This window comes from Ruegeria sp. PrR005, assembly GCF_010500245.1.
In the GTDB taxonomy this organism is placed as follows: domain Bacteria; phylum Pseudomonadota; class Alphaproteobacteria; order Rhodobacterales; family Rhodobacteraceae; genus Ruegeria_B; species Ruegeria_B marisflavi.
In genome coordinates this window covers 197,608-213,034 of sequence record NZ_JAAGOX010000053.1, presented here as the reverse complement: position 1 = coordinate 213,034, position 15,427 = coordinate 197,608, and the positions used below count along the sequence as shown (strand labels likewise).

Annotated in this window: 17 protein-coding genes; 11 read left to right on the top strand and 6 right to left on the bottom strand. The window is 62.9% G+C overall.

What is annotated here, in order from left to right; translation table 11 throughout:
* Positions 1–14: 14 nt before the first annotated feature.
* On the bottom strand, positions 15–938 hold the full coding sequence (pcaQ, locus tag G0P99_RS19810; RefSeq protein ID WP_164132205.1) for a pca operon transcription factor PcaQ: 924 nt from the start codon (positions 936–938) through the stop codon (positions 15–17).
* A gap of 90 nt (positions 939–1,028) precedes the next feature.
* Here pcaQ and pobA point away from each other — a divergent pair, with 90 nt between their 5' ends.
* The 7 genes from pobA (at position 1,029) to G0P99_RS19775 (ending at position 5,702) form a co-directional block, all read left to right on the top strand.
* Positions 1,029–2,198: a 4-hydroxybenzoate 3-monooxygenase gene (gene pobA, locus G0P99_RS19805; protein WP_164132204.1), complete on the top strand. Its 1,170-nt coding sequence runs from the start codon at positions 1,029–1,031 to the stop codon at positions 2,196–2,198.
* A 22-nt stretch (positions 2,199–2,220) separates the two neighbouring features.
* Positions 2,221–2,598, top strand: a complete 378-nt coding sequence (gene pcaC / locus G0P99_RS19800) for a 4-carboxymuconolactone decarboxylase (RefSeq protein WP_164132203.1) — start codon at positions 2,221–2,223, stop codon at positions 2,596–2,598.
* 47 nt (positions 2,599–2,645) lie between these two features.
* Complete coding sequence (gene pcaH, locus G0P99_RS19795; RefSeq protein WP_164132202.1) at positions 2,646–3,374, top strand: protocatechuate 3,4-dioxygenase subunit beta; 729 nt, start codon at positions 2,646–2,648, stop codon at positions 3,372–3,374.
* Between the two features lie 65 nt (positions 3,375–3,439).
* Entirely contained in the window at positions 3,440–4,060 is a 621-nt protein-coding gene (gene pcaG, locus G0P99_RS19790) for a protocatechuate 3,4-dioxygenase subunit alpha (RefSeq protein ID WP_164132201.1), read from the top strand.
* Between the two features lie 14 nt (positions 4,061–4,074).
* Complete coding sequence (locus tag G0P99_RS19785; RefSeq protein WP_164132200.1) at positions 4,075–4,899, top strand: 3-keto-5-aminohexanoate cleavage protein; 825 nt, start codon at positions 4,075–4,077, stop codon at positions 4,897–4,899.
* A gap of 66 nt (positions 4,900–4,965) precedes the next feature.
* Positions 4,966–5,340 (top strand): CrcB family protein, encoded by a 375-nt coding sequence (locus tag G0P99_RS19780; RefSeq protein ID WP_370462852.1) that lies wholly within the window; start codon positions 4,966–4,968, stop codon positions 5,338–5,340.
* Complete coding sequence (locus G0P99_RS19775) at positions 5,337–5,702, top strand: CrcB family protein (protein WP_164132199.1); 366 nt, start codon at positions 5,337–5,339, stop codon at positions 5,700–5,702. The genes G0P99_RS19780 and G0P99_RS19775 overlap by 4 nt, the downstream gene beginning before the upstream one ends.
* Positions 5,703–5,834: 132 nt before the next feature.
* Here the strand turns inward: G0P99_RS19775 and G0P99_RS19770 are convergent, their stop codons facing one another.
* Complete coding sequence (locus tag G0P99_RS19770; RefSeq protein ID WP_164132198.1) at positions 5,835–7,745, bottom strand: di-heme-cytochrome C peroxidase; 1,911 nt, start codon at positions 7,743–7,745, stop codon at positions 5,835–5,837.
* 392 nt (positions 7,746–8,137) lie between these two features.
* Here G0P99_RS19770 and G0P99_RS19765 point away from each other — a divergent pair, with 392 nt between their 5' ends.
* On the top strand, positions 8,138–9,313 hold the full coding sequence (locus G0P99_RS19765) for a helix-turn-helix transcriptional regulator (RefSeq protein ID WP_164132197.1): 1,176 nt from the start codon (positions 8,138–8,140) through the stop codon (positions 9,311–9,313).
* A 135-nt stretch (positions 9,314–9,448) separates the two neighbouring features.
* Positions 9,449–10,243 (top strand): class I SAM-dependent methyltransferase, encoded by a 795-nt coding sequence (locus G0P99_RS19760; RefSeq protein WP_370462858.1) that lies wholly within the window; start codon positions 9,449–9,451, stop codon positions 10,241–10,243.
* Between the two features lie 16 nt (positions 10,244–10,259).
* On the opposite strand, the gene nqrM is transcribed toward G0P99_RS19760, so the two are convergent.
* The 3 genes from nqrM to G0P99_RS19745 all read right to left on the bottom strand — a co-directional run bounded on the left by nqrM (position 10,260) and on the right by G0P99_RS19745 (position 11,800).
* Entirely contained in the window at positions 10,260–10,502 is a 243-nt protein-coding gene (nqrM, locus tag G0P99_RS19755) for a (Na+)-NQR maturation NqrM (RefSeq protein ID WP_164132195.1), read from the bottom strand.
* Between the two features lie 21 nt (positions 10,503–10,523).
* On the bottom strand, positions 10,524–11,549 hold the full coding sequence (locus G0P99_RS19750; RefSeq protein WP_164132194.1) for an FAD:protein FMN transferase: 1,026 nt from the start codon (positions 11,547–11,549) through the stop codon (positions 10,524–10,526).
* A gap of 62 nt (positions 11,550–11,611) precedes the next feature.
* Positions 11,612–11,800 carry a hypothetical protein gene (locus G0P99_RS19745; protein WP_164132193.1) on the bottom strand — a complete coding sequence of 63 codons (189 nt, stop codon included), beginning with the start codon at positions 11,798–11,800 and terminating at the stop codon, positions 11,612–11,614.
* Positions 11,801–11,906: 106 nt separating this feature from the next.
* Between G0P99_RS19745 and G0P99_RS19740 the strand changes: the two genes are divergently transcribed.
* Positions 11,907–12,431: a CBS domain-containing protein gene (locus G0P99_RS19740; RefSeq protein WP_164132192.1), complete on the top strand. Its 525-nt coding sequence runs from the start codon at positions 11,907–11,909 to the stop codon at positions 12,429–12,431.
* Positions 12,432–12,568: 137 nt separating this feature from the next.
* Positions 12,569–14,116 (top strand): tannase/feruloyl esterase family alpha/beta hydrolase, encoded by a 1,548-nt coding sequence (locus tag G0P99_RS19735; RefSeq protein WP_164132191.1) that lies wholly within the window; start codon positions 12,569–12,571, stop codon positions 14,114–14,116.
* A gap of 84 nt (positions 14,117–14,200) precedes the next feature.
* On the opposite strand, the gene nqrF is transcribed toward G0P99_RS19735, so the two are convergent.
* Positions 14,201–15,421, bottom strand: a complete 1,221-nt coding sequence (gene nqrF / locus G0P99_RS19730; RefSeq protein ID WP_164132190.1) for an NADH:ubiquinone reductase (Na(+)-transporting) subunit F — start codon at positions 15,419–15,421, stop codon at positions 14,201–14,203.
* Between the last annotated feature and the right edge of the window lie 6 nt (positions 15,422–15,427).

Sequence of the window (15,427 nt, the reverse complement as noted above, 5' to 3'; positions counted from 1 at the left end):
CCCGCAGACTTGACTTAGGTCATGTGTGCCGATTTTCCTGCCAGAACGTTGGTGACCGCCAGGGCAAAGAGTTGCCGAACCGGGGTTTCGGGATGGTCGGGCCGGGTCATCAACCCGACCGGCCCCTGGGTCAGTTCGGTGCGGAAGGGCAGCGCCACCAGACGGCCCTCGGCGATTTCTTTGGCGACCACCCCGCGCGAGATGATCCAGATGCAATCGGATTGCCTTGTGTACACCCGGCCAAACGCGCCCGAGACGGTTTCCAGGCGGTTGGGAAACTCCCCTACCCCGTTGGCGATCAGGAACTGTTCGACCAGCGGCCGGATGGCCGCACCTGCGGGCGGGTAGATCACCGGCCAGTCGGCAACCCGGCGCAGATCGGGGTCGGACAAGAGCGGGTGGCCCGGGCGCACCACGAACACCACCTGTTCGTCATAGAGCTGGGTAAAGGAAATCCCCTGCATGGTGTCCGAGGGGCCGATGCGACCGATCACCAGATCAAGCTCTCCAAGCCGCAACCGTTCGGTCAGGTAACCATGCGGTCCGTCGAGGATACGCAGCAGTGCGTTGGGCGCGAGACGGGCGAATTCGGTCACCACCAGCGGCATCAGGTGGGCCGCCACGCTGGGCAGGGCGCCGACCGACAGCTTGTCCTTTTGACGGCGGCCTTCCAGCTCGATCCCGTCGAGCCCCTGTTGCAGGCTGGCAATCGACATCTGTGCGAAATGCAAAAACACTTCGCCGGGGCGGGTCAGAACCACGCCCGAGCGGCTGCGCCGCATCAGAGTGGTACCGACGATCTCTTCGAGCTCTTTCAGCGTCTTGGACATGGCCGGTTGGGTCAGGAACAGTTTCTCGGCGGCAGTCTTGAGGCTGCGTTCGCGGGCAATCTCGACGAAACACTGGATGTGCCGGAACTTGATGCGTCGGTCGATCATTTACTTTCCATAATTGATAATCAAATGGCACGATAACTCATTTTACATGTCCGTTCCAATCATTCACCCTGTATTCGGGGAGGATTTGCCATGCGGGTACAGGTTGTCATCATCGGTGGGGGGCCATCGGGGCTGCTGTTGGGGCAGCTGTTGCACCAAAAGGGCATCGACACGCTGGTACTGGAGCGCAAGACCCGCGACTACGTGCTGGGCCGCATCCGGGCCGGGGTACTGGAGGTGGGCTTCGTCAACCTGATGCGCGAGGCGGGCGTGGCCAAGCGGATGGAGCGCGAAAGCTTTATCCATGGCGGCACGGTGATCTCTTACGAAGACATGCAGTTCGGCATCAATTTCGAGGCGCTGACGGGCAATCATGTCGTGGTCTATGGCCAGACCGAGGTGACGCGCGATCTGTATGATGCGCGCGCGGCGGTCGGGGCCAAGACCGTGTTCAACACCGAACATGTCGAGATCCACGGGGCCGACAGCGACGCGCCTTATGTCACCTATCAGGTGGACGGCACCGAGCACCGGGTCGACTGCGACTATGTGGCGGGCTGCGACGGGTTCCACGGGATCAGCCGCCAGTCGATCCCGCTGACAGTGCGGCGGGAATACGAAAAGGTCTATCCCTTTGGCTGGCTGGGTATCCTGTCGGAGACGCCGCCGGTGAATGACGAGCTGATCTATGCCGGGTCGGATCGCGGGTTCGCTCTGTGTTCGATGCGCAACGCCAACCTGAGCCGGTACTACATCCAGTGTTCGCTCTCGGACCATGCCGAGGACTGGACCGATGCGGCGTTCTGGCAGGAGTTGAAACGGCGCATTCCGGCAGAGGCGGCGGAACGGCTGGTGACCGGCCCGTCGATCGAGAAATCCATCGCGCCGCTGAGGTCGTTCGTTTGCGAGCCGATGCGCTGGGGGCGGCTGTTTTTATGCGGGGATGCGGCGCATATCGTGCCGCCGACCGGGGCCAAGGGGCTGAACACGGCGGCGAGCGATATCCATTATCTGTATCACGCACTGGTGCAGGTCTATGAAACCGGCGAGACCGAGGGCATCAACCGCTATTCGGAAAAGGCGCTGGCGCGGGTGTGGAAGACCCAGCGGTTCAGCTGGTGGATGACCACCCTGCTGCACCGGTTCCCGCATCAGTCGGAGTTCGACCTGAAGGTTCAAAAGGCCGAGATCGCATTCCTGCGCGACAGCCGGGATGCGCAGACGGTGCTTGCACAGAACTATGTCGGTCTGCCCTATTAGGCCGCAGCGGAAAGGAAGACGAATGTCCGATCGCTATGACAACGGAATGAAGGTGCGCCGCCGGGTGCTGGGCGATGCCTATGTCGACCGGGCCGAGGCGGCCAAGACAGAGTTCGACGTGCCGTTCCAGACGCTGATCACCGAGGGCGCCTGGGGCACGGTCTGGGCCTCGGACGGGATCAGCGACCGGGAACGGTCGATGCTGACACTGGCGCTGCTGGCGGCGCTGGGGAATTTCGAGGAGATCCCGATGCATATCCGCGCCACCGCCCGCACCGGCGCCAGCAAGCAAGACGTGCTGGAGGCGTTCCAGCATGTGGCGATCTATGCCGGTGTGCCGCGCGCCAATCAGGCGCTGAAACTGGCCAAGCAGACCTATGCCGAGATGGAACAGGAATAGTCCGGGAAACGCGCAACACGTCCCGCCCGAGAGAGGAGACCCCAGAGATGCTCAAACCCGGTGAATTCTACCAGAGGGACAGGGAGTGGCACCCGCCCGCCTATGATCCCAACTACAAGACCTCGGTCGCGCGCTCGCCCCGGCAGGCGCTGATCAGCCTAGAGAACACGGTGAGCGAGATCACCGGCCCGGTGTTTGGGCACGGCGATATCGACGCGGGCGACAATGACCTGATCTACAACTATGCCAAGCCGGGCGAGAGCGCTATTGGCGAGCGGATCATCCTGCACGGCCGGGTTCTGGACGAGAACGGCCGCCCCCTGCCCCATACGCTGGTCGAGATCTGGCAGGCCAATGCGGGCGGGCGGTACCGGCACAAGAAGGACACCTATCTGGCGCCGATCGACCCGAATTTCGGCGGCTGCGGCCGGACCCTGACTGACGAGAACGGCTATTACTATTTCCGCACGGTAAAGCCCGGCGCCTACCCCTGGCGCAACTGGGTCAACAACTGGCGGCCGGCGCATATCCATATGTCGATCTTTGGCACCGCGTTCGCGCAGCGGCTGATCACGCAATGCTATTTCGAGGGCGACCCGCTGATCGCGAAATGCCCGATCGTGAACACCATCCCCGACCCGGCGGCCATCGACAGGCTGATCGCGCCCCTGGACCTGAACGCGACGATCCCGCTGGATACCATCGCCTACAAGTTCGACGTGGTGCTGCGCGGGCGCCGGTCGACCTTGTTTGAAAATCGTCTGGAGGGGAACTGAAGCGTTTCATGGAAAAGTGAAAACCGGTTTTCCGGTTCGGAAACGCGACAGAAAAGGAGAAGAACATGCCGCAATCGCTGGATTACCTGAAAGAGACCCCGTCGCAGACGGCTGGCCCCTATGTGCATATCGGGCTGGCGCCGGGTGCCGCCGGGTTCGACATCTACGGTCAGGAACTGGGCTGGGACATTGCCGGGCCGAATGCGCAGGGCGAACGTATCCGGGTCGAGGGGCTGGTGATCGACGGCACCGGCAGCCCGGTCAAGGACGTGCTCCTGGAGGCCTGGCAGGCCAATGCCGCCGGTATCTACGCCCATCCCGAACACGCGGGCGCGGTCGAGGACGGATTTCGCGGCTGGGGCCGGGTGATCACCGATTTCGCCACTGGCGAATGGGGGTTCGACACAGTCAAGCCCGGTTCCGTTCCGGGCCGGAACGGAACCGTTCAGGCGCCGCATATCAACCTGTGGATCGTGGCGCGCGGCATCAACGTGGGGCTCAACACGCGGCTCTATTTCGAGGACGAGGCCGAGGCCAACGCCGCCGACCCGGTGATCAACATGATCGAATGGGAGAACCGCCGCCAGACGCTGATCGCCCGGCGCAACGAGACGGACGGCAAGGTCGTCTATCGGTTCGACATCCGATTGCAAGGCGAGAACGAGACGGTGTTCTTCGACATCTGAGCCGGGAGGAAGCCATGACCAAACCCTGTATCATCTGCGTCGCCATCACCGGGTCGCTGCCGACCAAGGACAACAACCCGGCTGTGCCGATCACGGTCGAGGAACAGGTCGAAAGCACGCAGGAGGCGTTCGAGGCGGGCGCAAGCATCGCCCATTGCCATGTGCGCAACGACGACCAGACGCCAACCAGCGACCCCGAACGCTTCGGGCGCCTGCTGGAAGGGCTGCGGCAGCACTGTCCCGGCATGATCGTGCAATTCTCGACCGGCGGGCGGTCCGGGGCCGGACAGGCGCGGGGCGGCATGCTGCCGCTCGCGCCTGATATGGCCTCGTTGTCGGTGGGGTCGAACAACTTTCCGACGCGGGTCTATGAGAACCCGCCCGACCTGGTCGACTGGCTGGCCTCGGAAATGCGGACCTATCACGTGACGCCGGAAATCGAGGCCTTTGACCTGAGCCATATCCTGCGTGCCATCGACATGCATGGCAAAGGGCAGCTTTACGGCAAGCTCTATGTGCAGTTCGTGATGGGGGTGAAGAACGCCATGCCCGCCGACCGCGAGGTGTTCGATTTCTACGTCCATACGATGCAAACCCGCGCGCCGCAGGCGGAATGGTGTGCCGCCGGGATCGGCCAGAACCAGATCGTGGTCAACGAATGGGCCATCGCGGCGGGCGGTCACACGCGCACGGGGCTGGAGGATAACGTGCGGCTGGACCGCGACCGTCTGGCACCGTCGAACGCGGCGCTGGTTCGGCGGGCGGTCGAGCTCTGCGAGAAATACGAGCGCCCGGTGGCCCGCTGGCAAGAGGCGCGCGAGATCCTCGGACTGGCCTGACCCCTCGGAATTGAAAACCGCGCCTTTGCCCGCTATGCCGGGTCAACAGGCGGATAAGGGGCGCGGGTGGCACGGGCAGGCATGTATCTGGCGGTATTCGCGGGCGGCGCGACGGGGTCGCTGCTGCGCGAGCTGTTCGCGCTGGAGATCCCCGGCCTGCCGCTGGTGACCGCCACTTTCGGCATCAATACGCTGGCCTGCCTGATTCTGGGCTGGCTTTACGCCGTGCGCCACCGGGTGCATGCCCATGTGTTGCATCTGGGCGCGGTGGGGTTCTGCGGCGGGCTGTCGACCTTTTCGTCGTTCATCTTCGAACTGGACCGGATGATCCGGCTGGAGGGCTGGGGCACCGGGCTGGGCGCCATGACGCTGGAGATTGCCGCGGGCCTTGCGGCGGCGGTGCTGGGCGAGGCGCTTGGGCGCCGGAGGACACCGCGATGAGCGGGGTTTACCTGCATCTCCTGTTTGCGCTTGGCGGCGGGCTTGGCGCTGTGCTGCGGCACTGGACCGCGCGACGGATCACCCATGACTTGCCGCTGGCAACGCTGGCGGTGAATGTCGCGGGCACGCTTCTGCTGGGTCTGTCGCTGGGGCAACTGGAGGCCAGTGGCGCGGGCGTCAGCGAGGATGCGCGCCGGTTGGTTCTGGGCTTTTGCGGCGGACTGACCACGTTTTCCAGCTTTGCCTGGCAGACCCTGGACCTGCATCGCTCGCGCACGATCCTGGTTGCGGCGGGCAATATCCTGATCAGTGTCGTGCTTTGCGCCCTGGCGTTCCTGTTGGGGCAATATCTGACCGGCTGACCCGGCGCGGGCGCGGCGATTTTGAGTATTTGTGACCAGAAAGAAGCAGCAGTGCGCTTGGGCTTCTTTCTGGTTCAAAATACTCCCGCCGGAGGCTCCCGCACCCGCCACCCGCGTGCAGGCCAGGATGGATCACAGGGTTTTCAGGTACTCCAGCAGGGCGCGGCGGTCCTCTTCGGACAGGGTGGCGGTGCCATAGTCGTGGCCCGAGTTGAAATTGCCGGGGATCGGTTCGCCATCCTCGTCGCGGGCGCGGAAGGTAAAGGGGTTCTGCTCCAGATCCGAGACAAAACCGACCTTGACCGGGTCGAACTCGCGGCTGCCGACGCCAAACACCTCGGGCCGGGTTTCGGCATCCGCAGGCAGGACGGCGTCGAGATCGGTGGCGACATTGCGCATGCGGGCGGGCAGCAGCAGGTCGTAAAGCGTGGGTACCGAGCCGTTGTGCAGATAGGGCGCGGTGGCCCAGATCCCGTTCAGCGCGCGGGCCTTGTAGGCCAGCAGCGGATGCTCCTGGGTCAGGCAGTCCTGCGCGTCGGCCTTCTTTTTCTCGTCGGTCACGCCAGGCAGGTACTCGGTGACCAGCCCGGTTTCGGTGCGGTCGCCCGAGGGGCGGTCATCCTCGTAGAGGATCGCGCCCAGCACCTCGTTCCGCTTGCCCCAGATGGCGCCGATGGTTGCGTTGACCAGCATCATGCGGGTGAAATCCTCGACCGGGTCGATGCGGGCGCCTTCGGTGATGACGTACTGACCGCCGAACTGGCCGGGTTTCGAGCGGTGCAGGAAGGTGTTGCAGGTGGTGAACACATCGGTGCCGATATCGGCCAGAGGCGTCATCGTGGTGGCCATCGGGCTGGTGGTGTCCGTGGGGGCCATATCGCTGTGGCAGTCGGCGCAGCTTTCGCCGTCGATCTGGCGGGTGAACACCTCGCGCCCGCGTGCGGCGAGATCCCAGTCGATGGCGCCCAGCATATCCTCGGGCCATTTCGGCGATTGCAGGCTTTCAAGCTGGCGTTCGAGCGAGACCAGTTCACGGACCCGGGCGCTGGAGGGATAGCCCCGGCGCACGGTGAACTTGTCGGTTTCGATATGGGCAAACACGCCGATCACCTCGGAGGTGTTGCGCACCAGCGCGCCGAGTTCCGTGCTTTCGCCGAGGAAGCGGATCTTGAACATCCGCTTGGCGATGCCGTTCCATTGCAGCTGCTCCTGCTGCGAGGTGTTCCAGATATGGGGATAGCTGGCCGGGGCATCCGCCAGCACGTTGGTGATTTGGTCGGGGTCGCGGACGGTCAGCGCCACCTTGTTCAGGATATGGCCCTGGGCATCCAACCGGGCGTGGCCATAGCGCACCTTGGGTGCCGCGTTCTTGTCGGCCAGCGCCTGTTGCCAGGCGATCTGTTCGCCAAGCTGGGTTTCCAGCGAGGCGCGGGTGTCGATATCGTGATCCTGCCCCAGCACGGCGCGCGCGAAACGGTCGAAGCGGGTGCGGTCGGCCACGGTGTCCTTGAGCGATTGCAGCAGGTCCTCTTCCATCCGCTGGAAATCGGCGAGCGTCGGCGCGCCTTCGATCCGCAGCCGGCGGCCCTGATGGGTGATCTCGTTGGTGTGGCAAGCCGAACAGGTGAGCCCGACCCAGGGTTTGCGCATGGTCAGCGCATCGCAGGTCTCGGGGAAGGTATCGCACATCAGGTCGGCCGACAGGCCCTGGTCCTGGTCGATCACCCAGCCGAGCGGCAGGTCATTGGGATTGTTCACCGGGTCGGGGTTGGCGATATAGCCCAGCTCTTCCATATAGGCGCCGTCGAGAAAGGCGCGCTGGCCCGCGCCGGGCTGTTCCAGCGCCACGAGCCAGTCGAGCGGCAAGAGGCGCGAGCCCTGGGTGGTGGTGTACCACCAGCGGCGCTGCGCATCGTTCCAGCCCTGATCCAGGCATTCGACGTCGCGACAGACGCTCCAGCCCGATTGCGCCTGGGCCTGAGGTGCGCCCAGAGCCATAAGGGCACCAAGCAGGGTCAAACCAATCCAATGTCTCGAAATCATCACTCACCTCCGGTGCTGTTGCGACCGCTCCCGATATTGCCACAAGGGCGGCGACCCCATTGTGCCGCCGCCCTTGCGTGTTTTTCAAATATCTTTTTCTATTTTTAGGCGCTTAAACATATTGAGAACTGAATACCTCTGATATGCTGAGCGGCGTCTGCATTGCACCGTATCCCGTCGAGGGGCGGGTCCAGAATACCCCCGCTGGCCCTGTCCGGTTTTGGTGATCGGCACGCCTCAGCCGCCAACTCAGCACGATAATGACTTTTTCCTGAGCCACTCACTCTCGGACTTGAATGCAACGTAGCGTAAAGGATGAACAACTCTGAATAATCACCAGAATTGGTGAAACCGGGTATATTCGGAAACAACCACTCGAATCATCAAGTCTCATGTCCAAGACCGACCGGCACGATCAGTTAGTAGTTTCCATTTACGATGCCGCGCTGGATCCAGCGAAATGGCCAGCGTTGCTGACAGAAATCGCACATTATGCCGGTGCGGTGGGTGCGATGATATTCGAGGTGGAGACGCCCCGCGACCAACCGCATCTGTTGGCCTCGCATTTCAGCGACACCTATGATGCCGCACTGGTGCAGGGTTACCTTGTGCAGCACAACGATCTGGAAATCGCCGATCAGGCGATTTTTGCCCGGCATTCCCGCGCGACGGACGATATCGAACTGATCCCGGATTCGGTTCTGGCCGCATCCGAGGCCGAGTTGCTGGCGCGGCCGAACCAGAAAACCATGATGCAATACGGCATCCGCTATCGCTGTGGCGCCTTGCTGAACAAGGACCAGCTGTTTCATGACCGGTTTTCCATGCAATTCGGATCGGACGCGGCCGAAGACCTGCCGCTGCGCCTGGCCCGGGCATCGCGGCTGTTGCCGCATATCGCCAAGGCGCTGAGTATCGGCCGCCCGATCCAGGCGGTGCAGAAACGGCACCAGACGGTGCTGAACGCACTCGACAAGCTGGATGTCGGGTTCTGCGTTCTGGACAGCCGGATGAACGTGATCGTCGACAATGCGGAATTCCGCCGCCAGGCCGACGAGGCGGGCGTCTATCGCACGACACCGCGCGGCCAGCTGTCGTTTCGCAGCGAAGGCGATCTGGGCCGGGCGCGCGCGTTGATGAGCGGGGTCGAGGGCCATGGCCGGTTCGGCGCCCGCCCCCGCAAGGAAGCGGTCGAGGCCGACCACAAGGGACAGGCCGGCGCGACCGAGGCGCTGTGCATCGACATCTCGCCGCTGAACACGGCGGGCGAGATGGGGAACGGACCGATCGACGGCTATCTGCTGATGAGTACGGACACCAGCCGCAGCTATCGGCTGGAGATGCAATGCCTTGCCGCGCTGTTCGATCTGAGCGAGGCGGAAAGCGCGGTGCTGGAGCTGATGGCCGAAGGCAAGACCAACAAGCAGATTGCCGAAGAGCGGGGCCGGTCGCTGGATACCGTGAACACCCAGGTCAAGTCGATCCTGTCGAAAGCGAACTGCGAGAACCGGACCCAGGCGATCCGAATGGCCACCAATATCTCGTCGGGTTTCCTGGTTCGGGATTGAAGATCCGCAGCGCGGGGCGCGGTTGTGCGCACTTGCGTCTCCGGGTTGGGTCATGGTAGCGTCCCGCCATTCGCGCAGCCGCCGGATAGATCACGAATATCAACATATTTTCAAGGAGATACGGCATTGAACGAGGTGGTTATCGACGCATCTTTCCTGCCCGAGGTGGAGCGGACATCGCTGTCGGACATACCCGAGCATCTGCTGCGCCACACCATTGGCACGACCGATCTTGCGCATTTCCAGCGCTCGGCGCTGGAGCATATCGCGTTCTTCGAGGCGGCGACGCTGAAACATGACGGGAAGCGGCTGTATGACTATCAGTCGATCCTTGATTTCGGCTGTGGCACCGGCCGGCTGATGCAGATGTTCCCGAACACCGCCAACATCAAGGGCTGTGATCCGAACGGGCCGCTGGTCAAGTTCTGCAACGACTTCTTCAAACATGCCGAAGTATATCAGAGCCAGCCCGAACCACCGCTGAAATGGGCCGACGGGACGTTCGATCTGGTGTACAGCTTTTCGGTGTTCTCGCATCTCAAGCGGGACAGTGAAGAGCGCTGGCTGAAGGAACTGGCGCGCGTCGGCAAGCCGGGCTGTATCTATCTGATCACTATACAGGGCGACTGGTGGCTGGAAAGCAAGTTCTCCAAGCCGGAACGCGAGAAGATCCAGAATGCCGGGTTCTGGTATTTCGACATTCACACGTCGCGCGGGACGGAGATGGATTTCCCGGAAAACTATGGCTCGTCCATCCACACCTCGGATTTCATCCGACAGGAGTGGAGCAAGCACATGGATGTCTTGCAGGTTTACAAGGGTCGGCCGCCGATGCTGTATGATCATCCCTCGTTGCCCGAGGCCCACCGCCGCGCGCTGGAAGGCAGCCGGTCGATGGGTCAGGACATGGTGATCATGCGGAAACGGTAAGACAAGGAAGCGCGGTTCAGCCGCGCTTTTCCTTTTCCAGTTCAGCCGCAATCTTGCGCGCGCGCGGGCATTGCAACCGCTCGCGCAGCGGGCTGTCGGGGTCGATCTCCTTGGAGCAGACAACGCAGCGGTCGGTGCCGGAAATGGCGTTGAGCCCGCCGCAGCTGCCCTTGATCCGCTTGCCCATCAGCATGACGCCCAGCGACATGCCCAGCATCACGATCAGCAAGAGGAAGAAGGCCAGCACAAAGGTTGTCATCTCGGGGGTCCCCGTTTCGGATCAGTCGGTGTTGAGCAGATCGGCAAAGGCGCTGCTTTGTGCCGTCATATAGGCATCGTCGCCGCCTTGCACATCTCTTTCGATGAAAAACACGGCAAGGTTATTGGCTTCGGCCACTTTCAGCCCCGCATCCAGCCCCAGAACCAGCATCGCAGTGGCCCAGGCATCGGCCATCATCGCGGTGTCGGCAATGACGGTGACCGAGGTGGTGCGGTGGGTCACCGGGCGGCCGGTGACCGGGTCGAGGATATGAGAATAGCGGCGGCCCTCGTGTTCGAAATAGTTGCGGTAATCGCCCGAGGTGGCCATGCCGTGGTCGCTGACCGGCACCACCAGCTGGATGCTCTGCGCGCCCTGGTCGGGGCGTTCGATGCCGATGCGCCAGGCCTCGCCCTTGTCGTTGTTGCCCTTGGTCACCAGATCGCCGCCGATCTCGACCAGGTAGCTTTCGGCGCCCAGCCCGGCAATCGTGCGCGCCACCGCGTCGACGCCAAAACCCTTGGCGATGGCGCTGAGGTTGATGCCGGTCTCGGGCCGGGCCTTGGCGATGGTTCCGGCGCCCGCGTTCAGCGTCAAGAGGCGGGTCTGGCCGACGCCATGCAGGGCGGCGGCGATGGCATCATCGGCGGGAATCGGGTCTTCGGGTTTGCGCGGACCAAAGCCCCAGAGCTCGATCAGCGGCCCGAGGGTCACATCGAACTTGCCGCCCGATTTCTGATGCACTTCGTTGGCCGCGGTCAGGATGGTGACGAAATCCGCCGATACCGGCATCGGCGTGGTCTGATCGCTGGCCGAGAAGGTCGAGACCTCGGATTTTGGGTCCCAGTTCGACATCTTGCCGTTCACGGCCGTCAGGGTCTCGGCCACGGCGGCGGCGAGTTTCGCCTCGTCCAGATCGGGGCCGATGGCGGTGACGTGATAGGTGGTGCCCATCGTCTCGCCCGAAAGTTTGACGACAACCGGCTCTTCGTCAAAGAGACAGGCGGAGAGCAGGAGAGTGGCGGAGAGGGCAAGCCAACGGAACATCGAAAAACCTCGGCGATTTCGCTGCTGCGGCATAGGACAGCGGCGGGGCGGTGTCAAACGCCTCAGGGTCGCAGCGGCAGAAAGGCGAGGACCAGCAGGCCGATTGCCGCCGGTACGCCGTACAGCCAGAGCCGCGACCGGGGCGCGGGGGGATCGGCCTTCCATGTCTTGCGGTAGCCGTGGCCGCAGACCACCACCACAAAGAAGATCAGCGCGGCGGAAAACGGGGTCAGGTGCAGGGTATCGAACATCACGGCCTTGCCGATTTTCGGCGCCGGTGAATTTCGGGCCTTCCCGGATCGGTCTGCCGGGGTAAGATGGAGGTGAACCCGCAGCAGGACAGCAGGAGACCCGCGCATGGCACCCACCTCATATCAGCCGCCGACCCGGGGCGACAAGGCCGACACGGCAACCTATAGCCAGACGGCCGAATCGAACCTGGCGCATTCCCAGTCGACGGTGGCCAAATTGCTGGAGGGCAAGGGCGACGCGATATTCTCGGTCCGGCCGGGGGACACGATCGGGCATGTGGTGGGCGTGCTGAAGGAAAAGCGGATCGGCGCCGTGGTGGTGACCGATCAGAACGGCACGCTGCAAGGCATCCTGTCGGAACGTGACATCGTGCGGCGCATGGCCGACACGCCAGGCCAGACCCTGCCGCAGCAGGTCGAGGCGCTGATGACCAAGAGCGTGCGCACCTGCACGCCCGAGGACACGCTGACGGATGTGCTCAAGACGATGACCGAAGGCCGGTTCCGCCACATGCCGGTGGTGAAGGACGGCAACCTGTGCGGCATGATCACCATCGGCGACGTGGTGAATTTCCGCCTGCGCGAGCTGGAATACGAAGCGCTGCGGATGAAGCAAATGATCGTGGGCTAGGGCCCGGACCAAACATCCGGCCGTGACCCCGACGGCCGAAGCCGGGACGTGAAGATCACGTGGCTCATGGCGCAGATCGATCGCGCCCGCATAGGTTCGTCCGAAAGCTGAGTTTGGAACGGGAAGGGGAGAGTATGATGAGAGTATGTATCGTCGCGATGTCCGCGGTATTGGCAACGCATATTGCCCCGGCAGGCTGGGCCCTGTCCACCTGCGACGCGGCCGGTTTCGGTCCCCTTCCCGATGTCGAACTGGTCTCGGCGCGCGAGGTGGCGGAGCCCGCCGCGCATTGTTCGGTTGCGGGGGTGATCGGGGGCAAGATCAACTTTGAGCTCCTGCTACCCGACAAGTGGAACGGCAAGTTCGTCATGGGTGGCGGGGGTGGATTCGTTGGATCTGTGATGAACACCGCGCTGATGTATGGCGCGCTGCAATCGGGCTATGCGACCGTGGGTACGGATACCGGCCACCAGGCTCATCCGATCGACGCCAGTTGGGCGCTCAATGATCTGGAGGCGATCGTCAATTTCGGACATCTGGCGGTGCACCGGACGGCGGTCACGGCAAAAGCCCTGACCAATGCCTATTACGGGGACCGTATTTCGCGCAGCTATTTCACCGGCTGTTCGCGTGGCGGCGGGCAGGCGATCATGTCGGCGTTGCGCTATCCTGAGGATTTCGATGCCGTCGCGGCCGGGGCCTATGCGATCAACTGGACGGGCATCGCCGTGCAGGCGGCGAAGATCACCGAGGCCATGTATCCCGATCCGCAGAAACTGGACCGGGCAGTTGTCGGACCGGAAGCGCAGGCGTTGATCGAGCGGTCCTACCTTGCGGCCTGCGACGCGCTGGACGGTTTGGAGGATGGTATCCTCAACGATCCACGCCAGTGCAAGTTCGACGTCGGCAGCCTGTTGTGTACGGCAGAGAAGTCAGACAGTTGCCTGACTGCCGAAGAGCTTGCCGCGGTGCGGGTGGTTTACGACGGGCCGAAAACGTCCTCGGGCGAGGCGCTATATTTCGGATTTCCATTTGGCGGCGAAACCTCGCCTGGCGGATGGAGCCGCTGGTTGACGGGCGGTCTGGATACACTGGAGGCGGCGGGCGAGTTCCAGGAGGGGATCGAGGCCGGGGATTTCGCGGTCCCGGTCACGCCAAGCGCCTTTTTCGGGTTCGGAACCGGGATCATACGGAATTTCGTGTATCACGATCCGGAATGGTCCTACGCGGGGGCCGATTTCAGCACCTATGCACAGGATGCGGCCGCTGCGGCCGCCACGCTGAATGCCACGGATCGCGATCTGTCGGCGTTCCGTGCACGGGGTGGCAAGATGCTTCTGTATTCCGGCTGGTCGGACAATGCGCAATCGGGGCTTGCAATGATCGACTATTACGAAGGTTTATTGTCTCATGACCCGAGCGTGCAACAGGATGCCCGACTTTTCATGATGCCGGGGGTCGATCATTGCTTTGGCGGGGCGGGCCCATCCTGGGTGAACTTCCTCTCCGAAATCGACAGATGGGCCGAAACGGATACGGCACCTGACGCGGTCGTAGCCTATTGGATCGATGACAAGGGGCAGCCTGCCGGAGGCCGGCCTGTGTGCGCCTATCCCGATGTCGCGCGATATGACGGAAAGGGCGACCCTCGGGACCCATCGAGCTTCTCGTGCGGGTCTCAGTGATCCTGCCCTCACGGGGGCACGGGACCGCTCTACCGGCCAGGGACGGAAGCAAAAAACCGGCGCATTGCTGCGCCGGTTCCCAATTTATCCGCCGAAGTCGTCCAGCATGATGTCTTCGCGGTCGACGCCCAGGTCGAGCAGCATCTTGATCACCGACTGGTTCATGATCGGCGGGCCGCACATGTAGAATTCGCAGTCCTCGGGCGCGGGGTGGTTTTTCAGGTATTCCTCGAACAGGACGTTGTGGATGAAGCCGGTGTAGCCCGTCCAGTCATCGCCCGGCTGCGGGTCGCTCAGCGCCACGTGCCATTCGAAATTCTCGTTCTCGGCCGCCAGTTGGTCGAAATCCTCGACAAAGAACATCTCTTTCTTCGAGCGTGCGCCGTACCAGAAGGTGATCTTGCGTTTGGATTTCAGGCGCTTGAGCTGGTCGAAGATATGGCTGCGCATCGGCGCCATACCGGCACCGCCGCCGATGAACACCATCTCCTTGTCGGTGTCACGGGCGAAGAATTCACCGAACGGGCCTGAAATGGTGACCTTGTCACCCGGTTTCAGGTTGAAGATGTAGGAGGACATCTGTCCGGCCGGGATGCCCTCGGAGCCCGGCGGCGGCGAGGCCACCCGGACGTTGAGCATGATGATGCCCCTTTCCTCGGGGTAGTTGGCCATCGAATAGGCGCGTTCGATCGGGACGGTCACGGTGGACTTGTATTGCCACAGATTGAACTTGTCCCAGTCCTCGCGATACTCTTCCTGGATGTCAAAGTCGGTATAGGCGAGCTGGTGCGCGGGGGCCGCGATCTGGATGTAGCCACCGGCGCGGAAGTTGACGTTCTCGCCCTCGGGCAGTTCCAGCACCAGCGCCTTGATGAAGGTGGCGACGTTTTCGTTGGAACGCACGGTGCATTCCCACTTTTTCACGCCGAACACTTCCTCGGGCACTTCGATATCCATGTCCTGCTTGACCGCGACCTGACAGGACAGGCGGTCGCCGCAGGCGGCCTCGCGCTTGGTGATGTGGCTTTCCTCGGTCGGCAGGATCGAACCGCCGCCGGAATGCACCCGGACCCGGCATTGGGCGCAGGTGCCGCCACCGCCGCAGGCCGATGGCACAAACAGCTTTTCAGCCGCCAGCGTCTGCAACAGCTTGCCACCGGCGGGAACCGAGATGGTTTTCTCGCCGTTGATGGTGATGTTGACGTTGCCGGTCGAGACCAGCCGCGAGCGGGCCATCAGGATGATGCTGACCAGCGCGATGACGATCAGGGTAAAGAGGACGACGCCCAGCGAAAATGTTTCCATCTGTCC